14 protein-coding genes are annotated in these 15368 nt (G+C 59.4%); 5 read left to right on the forward strand and 9 right to left on the reverse strand.

The window, feature by feature from the left end:
* Positions 1–146: 146 nt before the first annotated feature.
* From AO692_RS05220 to AO692_RS05230, 3 genes are all read right to left on the reverse strand, one after another.
* Positions 147–932, reverse strand: a complete 786-nt coding sequence (locus AO692_RS05220; RefSeq protein WP_054308973.1) for an ATP-binding cassette domain-containing protein — start codon at positions 930–932, stop codon at positions 147–149.
* Entirely contained in the window at positions 929–2011 is a 1083-nt protein-coding gene (locus AO692_RS05225; protein ID WP_054308974.1) for an ABC transporter permease, read from the reverse strand. The genes AO692_RS05220 and AO692_RS05225 overlap by 4 nt, the downstream gene beginning before the upstream one ends.
* 162 nt (positions 2012–2173) lie before the next feature.
* Positions 2174–3205 carry a sugar ABC transporter substrate-binding protein gene (locus tag AO692_RS05230; protein ID WP_054308975.1) on the reverse strand — a complete coding sequence of 344 codons (1032 nt, stop codon included), beginning with the start codon at positions 3203–3205 and terminating at the stop codon, positions 2174–2176.
* A 218-nt stretch (positions 3206–3423) separates the two neighbouring features.
* On the opposite strand from AO692_RS05230, the gene AO692_RS05235 reads away from it, so the two are divergent.
* The 4 genes from AO692_RS05235 to AO692_RS05250 all read left to right on the forward strand — a co-directional run bounded on the left by AO692_RS05235 (position 3424) and on the right by AO692_RS05250 (position 7407).
* The gene (locus tag AO692_RS05235; RefSeq protein ID WP_054308976.1) at positions 3424–4650 is read left to right on the forward strand and encodes an ROK family transcriptional regulator; all 1227 of its coding nucleotides are present in this window, start codon (positions 3424–3426) and stop codon (positions 4648–4650) included.
* Positions 4651–4652: 2 nt separating this feature from the next.
* Positions 4653–5090, forward strand: a complete 438-nt coding sequence (locus AO692_RS05240; RefSeq protein ID WP_054308977.1) for an RbsD/FucU domain-containing protein — start codon at positions 4653–4655, stop codon at positions 5088–5090.
* A 4-nt stretch (positions 5091–5094) separates the two neighbouring features.
* The gene (locus tag AO692_RS05245) at positions 5095–6039 is read left to right on the forward strand and encodes a carbohydrate kinase (RefSeq protein WP_054308978.1); all 945 of its coding nucleotides are present in this window, start codon (positions 5095–5097) and stop codon (positions 6037–6039) included.
* Positions 6040–6267: 228 nt separating this feature from the next.
* Complete coding sequence (locus AO692_RS05250) at positions 6268–7407, forward strand: DegT/DnrJ/EryC1/StrS aminotransferase family protein (protein WP_054308979.1); 1140 nt, start codon at positions 6268–6270, stop codon at positions 7405–7407.
* Between the two features lie 133 nt (positions 7408–7540).
* Here AO692_RS05250 and cysQ read toward each other — a convergent pair whose 3' ends face one another.
* The 3 genes from cysQ to cysD are packed head-to-tail and all read right to left on the reverse strand — an operon-like array spanning position 7541 to position 11223.
* Complete coding sequence (cysQ, locus tag AO692_RS05255) at positions 7541–8314, reverse strand: 3'(2'),5'-bisphosphate nucleotidase CysQ (protein ID WP_054309447.1); 774 nt, start codon at positions 8312–8314, stop codon at positions 7541–7543.
* A 45-nt stretch (positions 8315–8359) separates the two neighbouring features.
* Positions 8360–10297 carry a sulfate adenylyltransferase subunit CysN gene (gene cysN / locus AO692_RS05260; RefSeq protein ID WP_054308980.1) on the reverse strand — a complete coding sequence of 646 codons (1938 nt, stop codon included), beginning with the start codon at positions 10295–10297 and terminating at the stop codon, positions 8360–8362.
* Positions 10298–10299: 2 nt separating this feature from the next.
* Positions 10300–11223 carry a sulfate adenylyltransferase subunit CysD gene (gene cysD / locus AO692_RS05265; RefSeq protein ID WP_054308981.1) on the reverse strand — a complete coding sequence of 308 codons (924 nt, stop codon included), beginning with the start codon at positions 11221–11223 and terminating at the stop codon, positions 10300–10302.
* Positions 11224–11559: 336 nt separating this feature from the next.
* Between cysD and AO692_RS05270 the strand changes: the two genes are divergently transcribed.
* Positions 11560–12114 (forward strand): sugar transferase, encoded by a 555-nt coding sequence (locus AO692_RS05270; protein ID WP_054308982.1) that lies wholly within the window; start codon positions 11560–11562, stop codon positions 12112–12114.
* Positions 12115–12126: 12 nt separating this feature from the next.
* Here the strand turns inward: AO692_RS05270 and AO692_RS05275 are convergent, their stop codons facing one another.
* The 3 genes from AO692_RS05275 to AO692_RS05285 form a co-directional block, all read right to left on the reverse strand.
* Positions 12127–13470, reverse strand: a complete 1344-nt coding sequence (locus AO692_RS05275; RefSeq protein ID WP_054309448.1) for a UDP-glucose/GDP-mannose dehydrogenase family protein — start codon at positions 13468–13470, stop codon at positions 12127–12129.
* A 74-nt stretch (positions 13471–13544) separates the two neighbouring features.
* Positions 13545–14309, reverse strand: a complete 765-nt coding sequence (locus AO692_RS05280; protein WP_054308983.1) for a glycosyltransferase family 2 protein — start codon at positions 14307–14309, stop codon at positions 13545–13547.
* A gap of 23 nt (positions 14310–14332) precedes the next feature.
* The gene (locus AO692_RS05285; protein WP_054308984.1) at positions 14333–15286 is read right to left on the reverse strand and encodes a UDP-glucuronic acid decarboxylase family protein; all 954 of its coding nucleotides are present in this window, start codon (positions 15284–15286) and stop codon (positions 14333–14335) included.
* Between the last annotated feature and the right edge of the window lie 82 nt (positions 15287–15368).

Here is a 15368-nt window from a genome sequence, read left to right on the forward strand (position 1 = left end):
GATTTTGCCTTTCAAAAGGCATGCATAGCAGGACGTTCCAACCCAAGCTAGACAGCCGACCAGAAATTTTCAATCGATTTAATATCGCTAATATTCCGCATTGCACCCAGAGTTTATCGCAACGCACTCCGGGTGCAATCACCAGATCAGGCGGCGACCGCGGCAGCCTCTGGTGGAGCCTTTGCCCCAGTCATGAAGGCGACCGCGTCCGACATCGAATACTCCTTCGGATCGATGACAGTGAGACGTCGGCCAAGCCGGTGGATATGGATGCGGTCCGCCACCTCGAAGACATGCGGCATGTTGTGGGAAATGAGCACGATCGGCAGCCCGCGCCGCTTCACATCGAGAATCAATTCCAGCACACGGCGGCTTTCCTTGACCCCGAGTGCCGCTGTCGGCTCGTCCATGATAACGACGCGGCTGCCAAAAGCTGCCGCACGTGCAACGGCCACGCCCTGGCGCTGGCCACCCGACAATGTCTCGACGGCCTGGCCGATATTCTGGATTGTCATCAGGCCGAGTTCAGTGAGTTTCTCGCGCGCCCGCTTTTCCATAGCCGTGCGGTCGAGCATACGGAACCAGGAGCCAAGAATGCCGGGTTTGCGGATTTCGCGGCCGAGAAACATGTTGTCGGCGATCGATAGTGCCGGCGACAAAGCAAGGTTCTGATACACGGTCTCAATACCGGCGGCGCGTGCCTCCATCGGAGACTTGAACAACACCGGGCTGCCCTGAAGGCGGATTTCGCCCTCGTCCGGTGTGACGGCGCCGGAAATCGCCTTGATCAGCGAAGACTTGCCGGCGCCGTTGTCGCCGATAACCGCCAGGATCTCGCCCGGATAGAGGTCGAAATCGGCGTTGTTGAGTGCCGTGACACGGCCATAACGTTTGACGAGCCCGCGCGCGGTGAGAATGGGTTCCGTGGTCATCCTGCGACCTTCCTGATCCATTGGTCGATGGCGACGGCGCTGATGATCAGCACGCCAATCAACAGATAGGTCCATTGCGGGTCCGTGCCGATGAGGCGCAGCCCGAGCGAAAAGACGCCAACGATCAGCGCCCCGAAAAGCATGCCAAGGATGGATCCACGCCCGCCGAACAAAGAGATGCCGCCAATCACCACCGCGGTGATGGATTCGATGTTGGCGAATTGACCGGCGGTCGGCGAAACCGAACCGATGCGGCCGATGAGCAGCCAGCCGCCCAGTGCACAGATCAGCCCCGACAACACATAGACCGACAGCAGCATGCGGGTGACACGTACGCCCGACAGCTCAGCTGCGTCCGGATCGTCGCCGATCGCGTAGACGTGACGGCCCCAGGCGGTGTGGTTCAACACGTACCAGAGAATGGCCACCAGCAGCACCATGGCGACGACGCCATAGGTGAAGACAGCGTTGCCCATGCGAAAATTGTTGCCGAAGAACTGCAGGATCGGCGCCTGTGTTTCAATGTCTTGGGCGCGGATAGTCTCATTGGCCGAATAGAGGAAATTCGAGGCCAGAACGATCTGCCACATGCCAAGCGTTACGATGAAGGGCGGCAGCTTCATATAGGCAACGAGCGCGCCGTTGATCCAGCCGCACAGCGCCCCGACGGCGAAGCCGCAAAGAATAGCGATTGAGGGCGGCAAGCCATAGCGGAAGGTGAACTGGCCCATCACCACCGATGACAGCACCATGATGGCGCCTACCGAAAGGTCGATGCCGGCGGTGAGGATGACGAGCGTCTGCGCAGCGCCGATCACGCCGGTGATGGCGACCTGTTGCAGGATCAACGTCATCGAGAAGGCGGAGAAGAACTTGCCGCCGATGATCAGGCCGAACACCAGCACTGAAACCACCAGCACGATCAATGGCACGGCGGCGGGGTTGGAATGCAGGAAATGCTGTATCTTTTCCAGGGTCGAACGCGTGTGCGTGTCGAAGTCCGCCACCGCCGTGTCGGCTCCAGTCAGCACTTTCTCGAATTCCTGCGGTCGCCTGGCATCCGCCGAAGCGTCGGTCATGTCGGCTCCTCCCGATCGGGGAATTGACGCCCCGTCATACGCCCAAGGTGATGTCTCGCCGGCGCGCCGATGCCCCCTCCCCAGCCGAATGACTGCCGGAAGAGAAGGTGCTCCGCCAAGAGAGCACCCACTCGGTGAATGTCACGCCGTTACGGGTTCAGATCAACCCCAGCACTTGGAAAGGCCGGTCTTGACGTCGATGGATTCGACGCCGTTGGCCGGCTTGTCGGTGACCAGCGCCACGCCGGTGTCGACGAAGCTCTTGCCTTCCGTCGGCTTCGGCTTCTCGCCGCTGTCAGCGAACTTCTTGATCGCCTCGACGCCGAGCGACGCCATCAACAGTGGATATTGCTGCGACGTGGCGCCAATAACGCCACCTTCGACATTCTTCACGCCCGGGCAGCCACCATCGACCGATACGATCAGCACGTTCTTTTCCATGCCGACGGCTTTCAGCGCCTCATAGGCACCCGCCGCGGCCGGCTCATTGATGGTGTGCACAACGTTGATGGAAGGATCCTTTTGCAAGAGGTTCTCCATCGCCTTGCGGCCACCTTCCTCATTGCCGTTGGTGATGTCATGACCAACAATGCGCGGATCGTCCTCGTCGCCGATCTTGTTGGCGTCCTTCGGATCGATACCGAAGCCGATCATGAAACCCTGGTCCCGCAACACATCGACGGTTGGCTGCGAAGGGGTAAGGTCGAGGAAAGCAATCTTGGCGTCCTTCGCCTTGTCACCCAGCGTGGCAGCGGCCCACTGGCCGATCAGCTTGCCAGCCAGCAGATTGTCGGTGGCGAAGGTGGCATCCGCAGCGTCGGCCGGCTCCAGCGGCGTGTCGAGCGCGATCACCAGGATGCCGGCATCGCGCGCCTTCTTGATGGTCGGCACGATACCCTTGGTGTCCGAAGCCGTGATCAGGATGCCTTTGGCGCCGTCGGCAATGCAGCTCTCGATCGCCGCGACCTGGCTTTCGGTGTCGCCGTCGATCTTGCCGGCGTAAGTCTTCAGGCTGACGCCGAGTTCCTTCGCCTTGGCGGTGGCACCTTCCTTCATCTTGACGAAGAACGGATTGGTATCGGTCTTGGTGATCAGGCATGCGCCGACGTCGGCTGCCGAAGCAGGCGCGGCAAAGCTTGCGAGTGCCGCGACAGCAGCACCGAATACGGACGTCTTGAGAACAGAAAATCGCATCGAGGTACTCCTCCCAGAACCAAAGATCGCGGCCGGCCAGCTTGCCTTCCGCCGAAGTGCCCGTCTGCTTTTCCCGGTGAGCACCTCGGCACAAACGAAACACCAATCGCAATCTTGTGTCAATAATTAAATCACTCTTATTTATTATTGACACACTTGCGGAGCCGGCTCATTCTCGGCCAAAAGTCAGACAAGAAATCATGGGAGGGAGGAAGCTGTTGGACGACGGCGTTCAAAAGCACGGTTCGGGCGAGCCGGCGGCCAGCCGTCTCCACCGTGGCACGAACCAGAGTGGCATGCGCGACCACAATGAGCGGCTCGTGCTTTCGCTCGTGCGCCAGCATGGCGGCCTTGCGAAATCGGACATTGCCCGCATGACCGGCCTTTCGGCACAGACCGTCTCCGTCATCATGCGCGAACTGGAAGACGAGGGCCTTCTGCTCAGGCGTGAGCCGCTGCGTGGACGCATCGGCCAGCCTTCCATTCCCATGGCGCTCAACCCGGAGGGAGCATTCTTCATCGGCCTCAAGATCGGCCGCCGCAGTGCCGAACTGGTGCTTATCGACTTCCTCGGCAAGGTGCGGGCGATGCTGCACCATTCCTATCGCTATCCAGCGCCATCGGAGACGGTGGATTTTGTCGCTGCCGGCGTCGCCAAGCTGAGATCAGAGCTGACGCCTGCGCAAGACCGACGCGTCGCCGGTCTCGGCATCGCCGTGCCATTCGAGTTGTGGAGCTGGGCCGACGCCGCAGGCGCACCGCGCTCGATCATGGAGGAATGGCGCCACCGCGACATCCGCGCCGACATCCAGGCACTGTGTGATTTCCCTGTCTATCTGCAAAATGACGCGACCGCGGCCTGCGGTGCCGAGCTTGTCTTCGGCAATGCGCTGGACGTGCGCGACTTCGTCTATTTCTACATCGGCGCCTTTGCCGGTGGCGGCATCGTGCTCAACGGCCGCATCTACAGCGGGCCGACCGGCAATGCCGGCGCGCTCGGTTCGATGCCCGTGCCCGGACCGGACGGCAGGCCAATCCAGCTCATCGACGTCGCCTCGATCGCTGCGCTGGAAAAGGCGCTGGCCGAACGCGGCGTCGACGCGCAACATCTTTGGACTTCACCCGAGGAGTGGGGCGACATCGGACCGGAGCTCGACCGCTGGATCACGAACGCGGCGAACGCACTGGCCTACGCCATCGTCGCGGCATCGTCAGTAATCGATTTCCAAGATGCGGTGATCGACGGCTGGATGCCCATCGCGATCCGCGCCCGCCTCGTGAAAGCAGTCGCCAACGCTCTGGATGAGGTCGACGCCGAAGGGCTCAAACTACCCGCCGTGCGCGAAGGCACGGTCGGCATCCACGCCCGTGCTCTTGGCGGCGCCAGCCTGCCACTCTCCGACCGCTTCCTCGTCGGCCCCACGTCCGCATCCGGAACGCTCTGACCATGCTGATCGGCATTTCTCCCCTGCTTGGACCTGAACTTCTCGCCGTGCTGCGCGCCATGGGTCATGGCGACGAAATCGCCATCGTCGACGGCAACTATCCCGCGGAAGAACAGGCCAAACGTCTGATCCGTGCCGACGGTGTCGACCTGGTACCGATGCTGGATGCTGTCCTTTCGGTTCTCCCGGTGGACGATTTTGTCGACGAAGCGCTGTTCCGTTCCTCGAAAAAGGGCGACCCAAGACTGGTTGACCCCGTACATGGAGAGATCGAGGCGATCTGCGTCAAGCGCGCACCTGGCCGCAAGGTGGTTGCCCTGCCCGGCGCTGACTTCTACGCCAAGGTGAAGGCCGCCCACGCCATCGTGCAAACATCCGAACCCCGGCTCTATGCCAACATCATCGTCCGCAAGGGCGTCATCTATCCGGCAGGAGCCTGAAACCATGATCCTGTGCTGCGGCGAAGCCCTGATCGACATGTTGCCGCGCGAGACAACCGCAGGCGAGGCCGCGTTTGCCCCCTATGTTGGCGGCGCGGTGTTCAACACAGCCGTAGCGCTCGGGCGGCTCAACCTTCCTGTAAGTTTTTTCACGGGCCTGTCGACGGATTTTTTCGGCGGTATGCTGAGCGCGGCGCTGACAGACAGCAACGTCAAACTGGACCTCATCAAATTTTCACCGCTGCCGACAACGCTGGCGTTGGTGCGCCTGGTCGAGGGTCATGCCAGCTATCTGTTCTATGATGAAAACACTGCCGGACGCATGCTCTACGAGACGGATCACCCCGCTGTCGGAGATGATGTCGAAGCGATGCATTTCTCCTGCATGAGCCTCGTGCCCGAACCTTGCGGTTCGACATACGAAGCGCTGATGCGCCGCGAACACGGCAAACGGGTGATGATGTTCGACCCCAACATCCGCAAGAATTTCATCGCAGACAAGTCAAAGCACCTTGCCCGCATGAAGCGCATGCTGGCGCTCGCAGACATCGTAAAGTTGTCGGATGAGGATCTGGATTGGTTCGGCGAAACGGGTTCCCTGCACGACATAGCAGAACGGTGGCTCGATCTCGGCCCGAGCCTGATGGTGGTGACGCAGGGCGCCAAGGGCCTGGTGGCCCTCTCCAGGAAACATACGGTTTCTGTGCCAGCCCCACCAGTGAAGGTTGTCGATACCGTTGGTGCCGGCGACACGATCAACGCCGGGATCCTTGCCTCGCTGCGCGACCAGGGGCTGCTCTCGAAGCAGGCGATTGCCGGCCTTTCCGAAAGTCAGATCCGCGCGGTGCTCGCCTTCAGCGCCGAGGCCGCCGCCATCACCGTTTCCCGCGCAGGCGCCAATCCACCCTGGCGAAGTGAGCTGGCTGGGACAGCCGCCATTGCCGGCTAACGGGCACCATCACGATCACATTATGTTTCGCCGGTTGCGACGTCGGCGCGGCCAACAGCAGAAAAAACACAGCAAAAGCTTGGCTTTGCGGCTTTTCCTGCAAGCCAATCGATAGTTGTCGGTAACGAGGATCTCCGCTGCCTAAGGCCGCAGTCTGGCTGCAAATCTTTCGCCTGCCTTGCAACTCTGGTACCAGCGGCGCGTTATCAGGCAAAATTCGGGGCCGACATGCAGTTCATCGATCTAGGCGCGCAACGCGCACGCATCCACGACAGGTTGAAAGCGGCCATGGACCGCGTCGTCGAGGAAGGCCGCTATATCCTGGGACCGCAGGTGGCCGAATTCGAAGCCAAGCTGGCCGACTATGTCGGTGTCAAACATGTCGTGGCTTGCGCCAACGGTACCGATGCGCTGCTGCTGCCGCTCTATGCTTCCGGCATCGGGCCCGGTGATGCAGTGTTCGTACCAAGCTTCACGTTCGCCGCCACCGCAGAAGTTGTAGCCTTGGCCAAGGCCGAGCCGATCTTCGTCGACGTCGATGCCAAGACCTACAACATCGATATCGACAGCCTTGAAGCGGCCATCGCCATGGTCAAGGCCGAGGGTCGCCTGAAGCCGAGGGCGATCATCCCTGTCGATCTGTTCGGCCTTGCCGCCGACTACGACGCCATCATGGCGATCGCCAAGCGCGAGAACCTGCTGGTTATCGAGGACGCGGCCCAATCAATCGGCGGCACCACCAACGACGCCAAATGCGGCGCTTTCGGCCATGTAGCCGGCACCTCGTTCTACCCGGCGAAGCCGCTGGGCTGCTATGGTGACGGTGGCGCGATGTTCACCAATGATGCGGCGCTTGCGGAAAAGCTGCGTTCCTTCGCCTTCCATGGCAAGGGCGAGACGCAGTACGACAACGTCCATGTCGGCATCAATTCGCGCCTCGACACGCTGCAGGCAGCGATCCTGATCGAGAAGCTGGCGATCCTGGAAGATGAGATGGTTGCCCGCCAGAAGGTGGCTGCGCGTTATGCCGACGGCCTTGGCGACATTGTCACCGCAGCACGCAACCTCGACGGTACCCGTTCGGCGTGGGCGCAGTACGCCATCGAGACGCCGAAACGCGATGGACTGAAGGCGCATCTGCAGGAAAAGGGCATTCCATCCGTCATCTACTACGTCAAGCCACTGCACGGGCAGGTTGCCTATCGCCATTTCCCGCGCACACCCACGGGTCTGGCAGTGTCGGAAGGCCTGCCCAATCGGATCCTGTGCCTGCCGATGCACCCCTATCTCAGCGAAGAAGACCAGGATCGCGTGATTGAGACGATCCGCAATTACATCGGCTCGAACTCGGCCCAGGCGGCGGAGTAAGCCTACCCTCGCCCCGCTTATACGGGGAAAGTGAGGCGTCACGGGCGGCGCGCCTTTATTTGCTATCGATTGGTCAGCCCCTCATCCGCCCTTCGGGCACCTTCTCCCCGTGAACGGGAGAAGGAAAGCCCCCTCACCTGCCCTTGGCAATAAAGAACGGATTGGCGAAATCGGCGTCGTGCGCCTGGTTTCGCTTGCCATAGGTGAGCGGCGCACCATCAAGCGTCGAGGTGCTGCCGCCGGCGGCCCGCAACACAGCGTCGCCCGCCGCCGTATCCCACTCCATGGTGCGGCCGAAACGCGGATAGATATCGGCTACGGCTTCCGCCAGCAGGCAGAACTTCAGCGACGAGCCAATCGAGACGATCTCCGTCTGACCGAGCGTCGCAATATAGTCGTCAGTTTCCACTGTACGGTGTGAACGGCTGGCGACGACGGCGAGTGGGGAAACGGCTATGCGTGTCGTAATCGCCCTGCGTGCAACCACGCCGAGACTGGCATCGACGTCTGCGGCTTCTGCCCTACCCGGCCACCCTGAATAGAGCTTCCCGGAGCATGGAGCAAAGACAACGCCGACCTCCGGCACACCCTGGCGCACGAGCGCGATGTTGACGGTGAAGTCGTTACCACGTTTGACGAACTCTTTCGTGCCGTCGAGCGGATCTATCAGGAAGAAGGCTTCGCCCAGCGAGACCGGCAGGATGCCGGCACTGGCCTCCTCTTCGGCAACGCAAGGGATATGTGGATAGATTTCACGAAGGCCAGCCAGGATGATCCGCTCAGCCTGCCGGTCGGCTTCCGTTACCGGCGAGGCATCCGCCTTGGCATCTACCGCACAGCCTTCGTGGAAGATGCGCATGATGGCGCTGCCGGCAGCCAATGACAGCTTTTCGAAAACGGCAACCATTGCAGCATCAGCGGCCATATCCGCCGGGATCTGGGCGACACTCATCTAGATGCCGCCACCGCTTTCGTACTGCGTCTCTGCCTTGTCGCGCTCGGCCAACCAGTCGTCCAGAATATCCACCATCTCTTCGACCGTTCTGCCGATCGTTTGGAGACGGATCTCCGGGTTCTCCGGCGGCTCGTAGGGGGAATCGACGCCGGTGAAATTCTTGATCTCGCCGCGCAATGCCCGTGCATAGAGGCCCTTCGGATCGCGGCGCGCGCACTCCTCGAACGGCGTATCCACGAACACTTCGACGAATTCACCACCGGCCATCAGCTCTCGCGCCAAACGCCGCTCTGCGCGGAAGGGTGAAATGAAGGAGACCAGCACGATCAGGCCGGCATCCGCCATCAGCTTGGCCACCTCGGCGACGCGGCGGATATTCTCAACGCGGTCGGCATCGGTGAAGCCGAGATCGCGGTTGAGGCCATGGCGCACATTGTCGCCGTCGAGCAGATAGGTGTGGCGACCGGTAGCGGCAAGCTTCTTTTCGAGCAGGTTGGCGATCGTCGACTTGCCCGAGCCTGAAAGGCCGGTGAACCAGAACACAGCCGGCCGCTGATGTTTCATGTCGGCACGCGCACGCTTGTCGACGTCGAGCGACTGCCAGTGGATGTTCTCGGCGCGGCGCAGCGCATGCTGGATCATGCCGGCACCAACCGTCGCATTGGTGATGCGATCGATCAGGATGAAGGCGCCGGTCGAACGGTTTTCAGCAAACCCATCGAAGGCGATCGGCGTTCGGGTCGAGATGTTGACGACACCAACCTCGTTCATCTCCAGCGACTTCGCCGCCTCCTCCGCGAAATCATTGATGTTGAGACGGTGCTTCAGTTCGGTGATGGTCGCGCTCGCCTCGTCCGTCTCCGTGCGCAGGATATAGGAGCGGCCTGGCAACAGCGCCTGCTCGTCGAACCACACCAGCTTGGCGGCGAACTGATCAGACACCTGCGGGCGGGCATCCGGCTGCACCAGCATATTGCCCCGCGAAACCTCGACTTCCTCGTCCAGCACAAGCGTTACAGCCTGGCCTGCAACGGCCGTCTGAAGATCGCCGCCATGGGAGACAATGCGTTTGACATGCGCGGAGCGGCCGGACTTCGCCACCACTACCTCGTCGCCACGCGACACCGACCCCGATGCGACAGTGCCGGCAAAGCCGCGGAAATCGAGGTTCGGCCGGTTCACATACTGCACGGGGAAACGGAATGGCCGTTCGACAGAGGCGCTGTCGATCGGAACGGTTTCCAGATGTTCGATCAGTGTCGGACCTTGATACCAGGCCAGGCGCTCCGAACGCACCGAGACATTGTCGCCGTAGCGCGCCGACATCGGGATCGGCACGACGCTTTCAAAGCCGAGATCACGCGCGAAATCCCGATACTCCGCAACGATGCGGTCGAAAGTAACCCGGTCGAAGCCAACCAGATCGATCTTGTTCACGGCCAGCGCGATGTGGCGGATGCCGAGAAGCGAAGCGATGATGGAATGGCGCCTTGTTTGACGCAGAACGCCCTGGCGCGCATCTATCAGCACAATGGCAAGATCGGCGGTGGAAGCGCCGGTCGCCATGTTGCGGGTGTATTGCTCGTGGCCCGGCGTGTCTGCGACAATGAACTTGCGCTTCGGCGTGGCGAAGAAGCGATAGGCAACGTCGATGGTGATGCCCTGTTCGCGTTCAGCCTCGAGACCATCGACCAGCAACGCGAAATCGACGTCCTCGCCAGTCGTGCCGTGCTTGCGGGAATCGCGTTCGAGAGCTGCCAGCTGGTCCTCGAATATCTGCTTGGTATCGGACAGCAGCCGGCCGATCAGCGTCGACTTGCCGTCGTCGACCGAACCGCAGGTGAGGAAGCGCAGCAGCGACTTCTTCTCCTGCGCGGCCAGATAGTCGCGCACCTCGTTGCTCGGCTCGAGGGTCTTTGCCGGAACATGGCGCATTCTCAAAAATATCCCTCGCGCTTCTTCTTTTCCATCGAACCGGCTTCGTCGCGATCGATCAGCCGACCTTGCCGCTCTGACGTGCGCGCTGTCAGCATTTCGCCGACGATAGCCTCCAGCGTGTCGGCGCTGGACTCGATGGCACCGGTGAGCGGGTAGCAGCCCAACGTGCGGAAGCGCACCAGCCGGTTTTCGACCACCTCATCGGAGCGCAATTTCATGCGGTCGTCGTCCTTCAGGATCAGCATGCCGTCGCGCTCGACCACCGGTCGCTCCTTGGCGAAGTAGAGCGGCACGATCGGGATGTCTTCCTGCAAAATGTACTGCCAGATATCGAGCTCGGTCCAGTTGGAGAGCGGAAAGACGCGAATCGATTCACCGGCGGCGATGCGGGTATTGTAGATATTCCACATCTCGGGCCGCTGGTTCTTCGGATCCCAGGCATGGCTCGCATTGCGGAAGGAGAAGATGCGTTCCTTGGCGCGCGACTTCTCCTCATCGCGACGGGCACCACCGAAAGCGGCATCGAAACCATATTTGTCGAGCGCCTGGCGCAGACCCACCGTCTTCATGACATGGGTGTGCACATTCGAGCCGTGGTCGAATGGGTTGATGTTGTCGCGCACGCCGTCCTCGTTGACGTGCACCAAAAGGTCGAAGCCCAGCTTCTCCGCCATCTGATCACGAAACGCGATCATCTCGCGGAACTTCCAGGTGGTGTCGACATGCAGGAACGGAAACGGCGGCTTGGCCGGATAGAAGGCCTTCATCGCCAGATGCATCAGCACAGAGGAGTCCTTGCCGACGGAATAGAGCATCACCGGCTTGGAGAAATTGGCCGCAACCTCACGGAAGATATGAATGGACTCGGCTTCCAACCGCTGGAGGTGGGTCAGCGTGGCCGAACGGATTTGGAGTTGGGACATCTAATGAGCACACATTGTTGCTGCAGGAGCCGGCTGCATCTGGTTGCGGCGCACAAAATCGTCTTGTTTCCGCTCGAACTCAAGAGGGGTGCCTCCAATCAACCCGGGCGAACGGGATGAAACTTCCAGCAAAACGCCATTTCCCGACATCATATTCTCCCAGTGAGGGTTCTTAGTGTCCGAGCCCTTCCTGGGAAAGTGTCAATCACACCTATATCTATCGAGCGGTTCGCCCTTTGAGTCCAACTTGTTGAGCGCTGTGGACAGGTTACGAAAATGCAGATATCCCGCACGCACGTCTAAGACTATTTCAGATTTCCAGACACATTCGGCCCGATGAAGAGAATTTTCGATTTTGTAGCCGCCGCCCTTGGCCTGGCGGTCTTATGGCCGGTATTGCTGATATTGGTTTTCATCATTAAACGCGGCTCGGAAGGCCCCGGGATATTCTCGCAAGTACGCGTTGGCCGAGATTGCAAGCCGTTTCGGTGCCACAAACTTCGTTCGATGCGCGCCGATACCCCCAACGTCCCATCTCATCACGCAACCGCGGGGCAGATAACGCCAGTTGGACATTTCATTCGCAAGACCAAGCTCGATGAATTGCCGCAGCTCTGGAACGTACTTAAGGGCGAAATGAGTTTCGTAGGCCCGCGCCCTTGCCTGCCGTCTCAGATCGAGTTGGTCGAAGAACGCCGGCGCCGTGGCGTCATGACTTTGCGCCCCGGCATCACCGGCCTTGCGCAAATCAACGACATCGACATGTCGGATCCGATAAGGCTGGCAGACAAGGACGCTGAGTACCTCCAGACACGTACTTTTTTTGGCGACTTCGCCATCATCTTCCGAACCGTTTTCCGCGGAGAAGGCAGTGGTGACCGCATCCGATAGCCGCTTTCTCGCTCAAGCCGCGATGCGAGGGCCGCGTCCAATCTGGAAATAAGATAAACCAGCTGCTTCTACTTCCTCGAGGCGATACATGTTGCGACCATCGAAGATCGCGCGGTCCCTCAATGTACGTGCAAGGCCTGCAAAGCTCGGGTTCCGGAATTCTGCCCACTCCGTGACAATAGCGAGAGCGTCGGCGCCCTCTATGGCATCCTCCGCAGACCTGGCGATCACTACCGAACTACGGTCCGGAAACAAAAGTTCCCCCTGCCCGCCTGCTTCCGGATCATAGACCCGAACCTTTGCCCCAGCCTGGATCAATTCGCCGATCAGGACCCGACTCGGTGCCTCTCGTACGTCGTCGGTGTTCGGCTTGAACGCAATTCCCCAAACAGCGATCGTACGTCCGCTCAATCCGCCCTTTGCCTTGTAGAACGAAGATAGCATTTCAAACAGCACGCGTTTCTGCCGTTCGTTCGCGCGCTCGGTCGCCTCAAGGATACCCAAGTCTACATTGTTCTGGCCCGCCATTTGGATCAGGGCCTGAACGTCTTTCGGGAAGCAGCTGCCCCCGTAGCCACAACCAGGATAGAGGAAATGCGGGCCTATGCGTGGATCACTACCGATGCCACGCCGGACGGCTTCGATATCCGCACCAAGTCTGGCCGAAAGACCTGCCAGTTCGTTCATAAAGCTGATGCGCGTCGCCAACATGGCATTGGCGGCATATTTGGTTAGTTCTGCACTTTTGGTATCCATCACCATGATGTTGTCGCGATCATGATTCAGCGGCGCGTATAGACGACGCATTTTCTCGACCGCCCAATCAACATCACCACCGACAACGATGCGGTCTGGTTCCATGAAATCGCGGATAGCCACCCCCTCCCGCAGGAACTCCGGGTTGCTAACCACTGCGAATTCCATGGAAAGGTTGCGCTCTTTCAGTGCATCCGAGACCACCTGGCGAACCTTTTCGGCCGTGCCGACGGGAACTGTGGATTTGTTGACAATGATAGTCGGACGGGTGATCCGCCTCCCCACCTCTCCAGCGACCCCGAGCACATATTGCAGATCGGCGCTACCGTCTTCGCCAGGCGGCGTGCCGACTGCGATGAAAACGATCTCGCCGTGCTCAACTGCTTCGTCGTAGCTGGTCGTGAAATGCAGTTTGCCAGCTTCCCGGCCGTCTCGAACCAGTGCATCCAGACCCGGTTCAAAAATCGGAATACCGCCACTGCTGAGGAGATCGATCTTCCTGGCATCAACGTCCAGGCACATCACATCTATGCCGATGTGCGAGAAGCATGTACCGGCAACCAGCCCGACATAACCCGTGCCGACAACAGTGACCTTCATGATTGGCAGAAATCCCATCGATCGCCGCCTGACGCTTGAGGCAACCATATGCCTTGGTCTTGCGGGCTCATCCGTCAGAACTGACGGTATTTCATTATACCGTTTACTGCATAGTGCATGAAGTTCCAGGCAGAAACAGGTAGGCTCAATTTCTCGATTTCACGGTAGCTCTGCCACACCCTCATCGCAGACTTCTTCTTGTTGCGCGAAACCGAATTGTTGACAACACGATAGCGCATGAGATCCGCGTCGAGTCCATGAGCTCGTCTACCAGATTTCAGGATTTCCAGCCAGCAGGCGAAATCATCATAGTAGGTCTTCTTCATCACGACAGGGCCGACCCTGGTGCGATCGATCACCACCGTGGAGGTGGCAATGACATTGTTGCGCAGAAGCTGGTTGTAAGAAACATGTTTCGGCACACCAATGTAGCGGCCAACATCCTGAGCGTCAGCGCTTATACGGCGAAAACCCGTGAAGATTAGAGGTGCTTCATTGGCTTTTGCATAAGCAAGCGTGCGCTCAAGTTTTTCCGATAGCCAGAGATCATCGCTATCGAGATAAGCGAGCCAACGTCCTCTCGCTGCATTGATGGCTGTATTACGCGCGGCGGCGGGCCCGCCGTTCGTGACATGCTCGATCAGCTTGACCCTCGAATCCTGTGCGCACCATTCCCTTATGACTGCTCTTGTATTGTCAGGCGAGCAGTCATCAACAATCAGCATTTCCCAATGCGGATAGGTCTGATCGATCACAGAACGGATCGTGTCGCCAACTAGGGCTTCCGCCCGGAAAGCGGGCGTTACAATAGACACCAGTTCGTTTTCGAAGCCGCTCATCGTTATCACACCAGTTGAGGGTGTCAGATGATGGTGCGGAAGTATTCTATGGAACGCCTAAGGCCACTTTCGACATCAACCACGGGCTTCCAGCCCACCTTGGTACCAACAGCGGAAATGTCAGGGCGGCGCTGACGTGGATCATCCGACGGCAGTGGCAGGAATGAGATACGACTTGACGACTTGGTCAACTTGATCACCATCTCCGCGAGATCGAGCATCGTGTGCTCTTCTGGATTGCCGATGTTGAAAGGTTCCGGCTCCTCCTGACGCTCGTGATTCATCACCGCGATCATAGCGCCAATCAGGTCATCCACATAACAGAAGCTACGCGTCTGAGTACCATCGCCGAAAACAGTCAGGTCTTGGCCACGCAATGCCTGAACGATGAAGTTGCTGACCACACGCCCGTCATTGGGATGCATACGCGGGCCGTAGGTATTGAAAATGCGCACGATGCGAATATCGGCGCCCTTGCGACGATGATAGTCGAAGAACAGGGTTTCGGCGCAGCGTTTGCCCTCGTCGTAGCAGCTGCGAAGACCGATAGGATTCACGTATCCCCAGTAACTTTCCGGCTGAGGGTGCACGGATGGGTCGCCATAGACCTCGCTGGTGGAAGCTTGCAGGATGCGAGCCCCATTTTGCAAAGCCAATTCCAGCATATTGAGGCCGCCCCATACGCTCGTCTGCAGCGTCTTGATGGGATCATGCTGATAGTGCACTGGCGATGCCGGACATGCCAAATTGTAGATCTGATCGACCTCCAATCGGATCGGATCGACAACATCGTGGCGGATCACTTCGAAGTCAGGATTCTGCATGAGGTGCGCGACGTTTGCGCGCGAGCCAGTGAAAAAATTGTCGAGGCAGATAACGACACTACCGCGCTCGAGAAGCCTTTCGCATAGATGAGAACCAAGAAATCCGGCGCCACCGGTAACAAGAACACGATTCTTCTGAAAATAATTCTTCACTCGATCGTCCCACGATAGCACTTCTTACGTTCACATCGGCCTTAGTAGACGAAATTTGGCCGGATGGCGGGCGTTCTCAATT

The organism is Mesorhizobium sp. 1M-11, from assembly GCF_001303895.1.
In the GTDB taxonomy this organism is placed as follows: domain Bacteria; phylum Pseudomonadota; class Alphaproteobacteria; order Rhizobiales; family Rhizobiaceae; genus Mesorhizobium.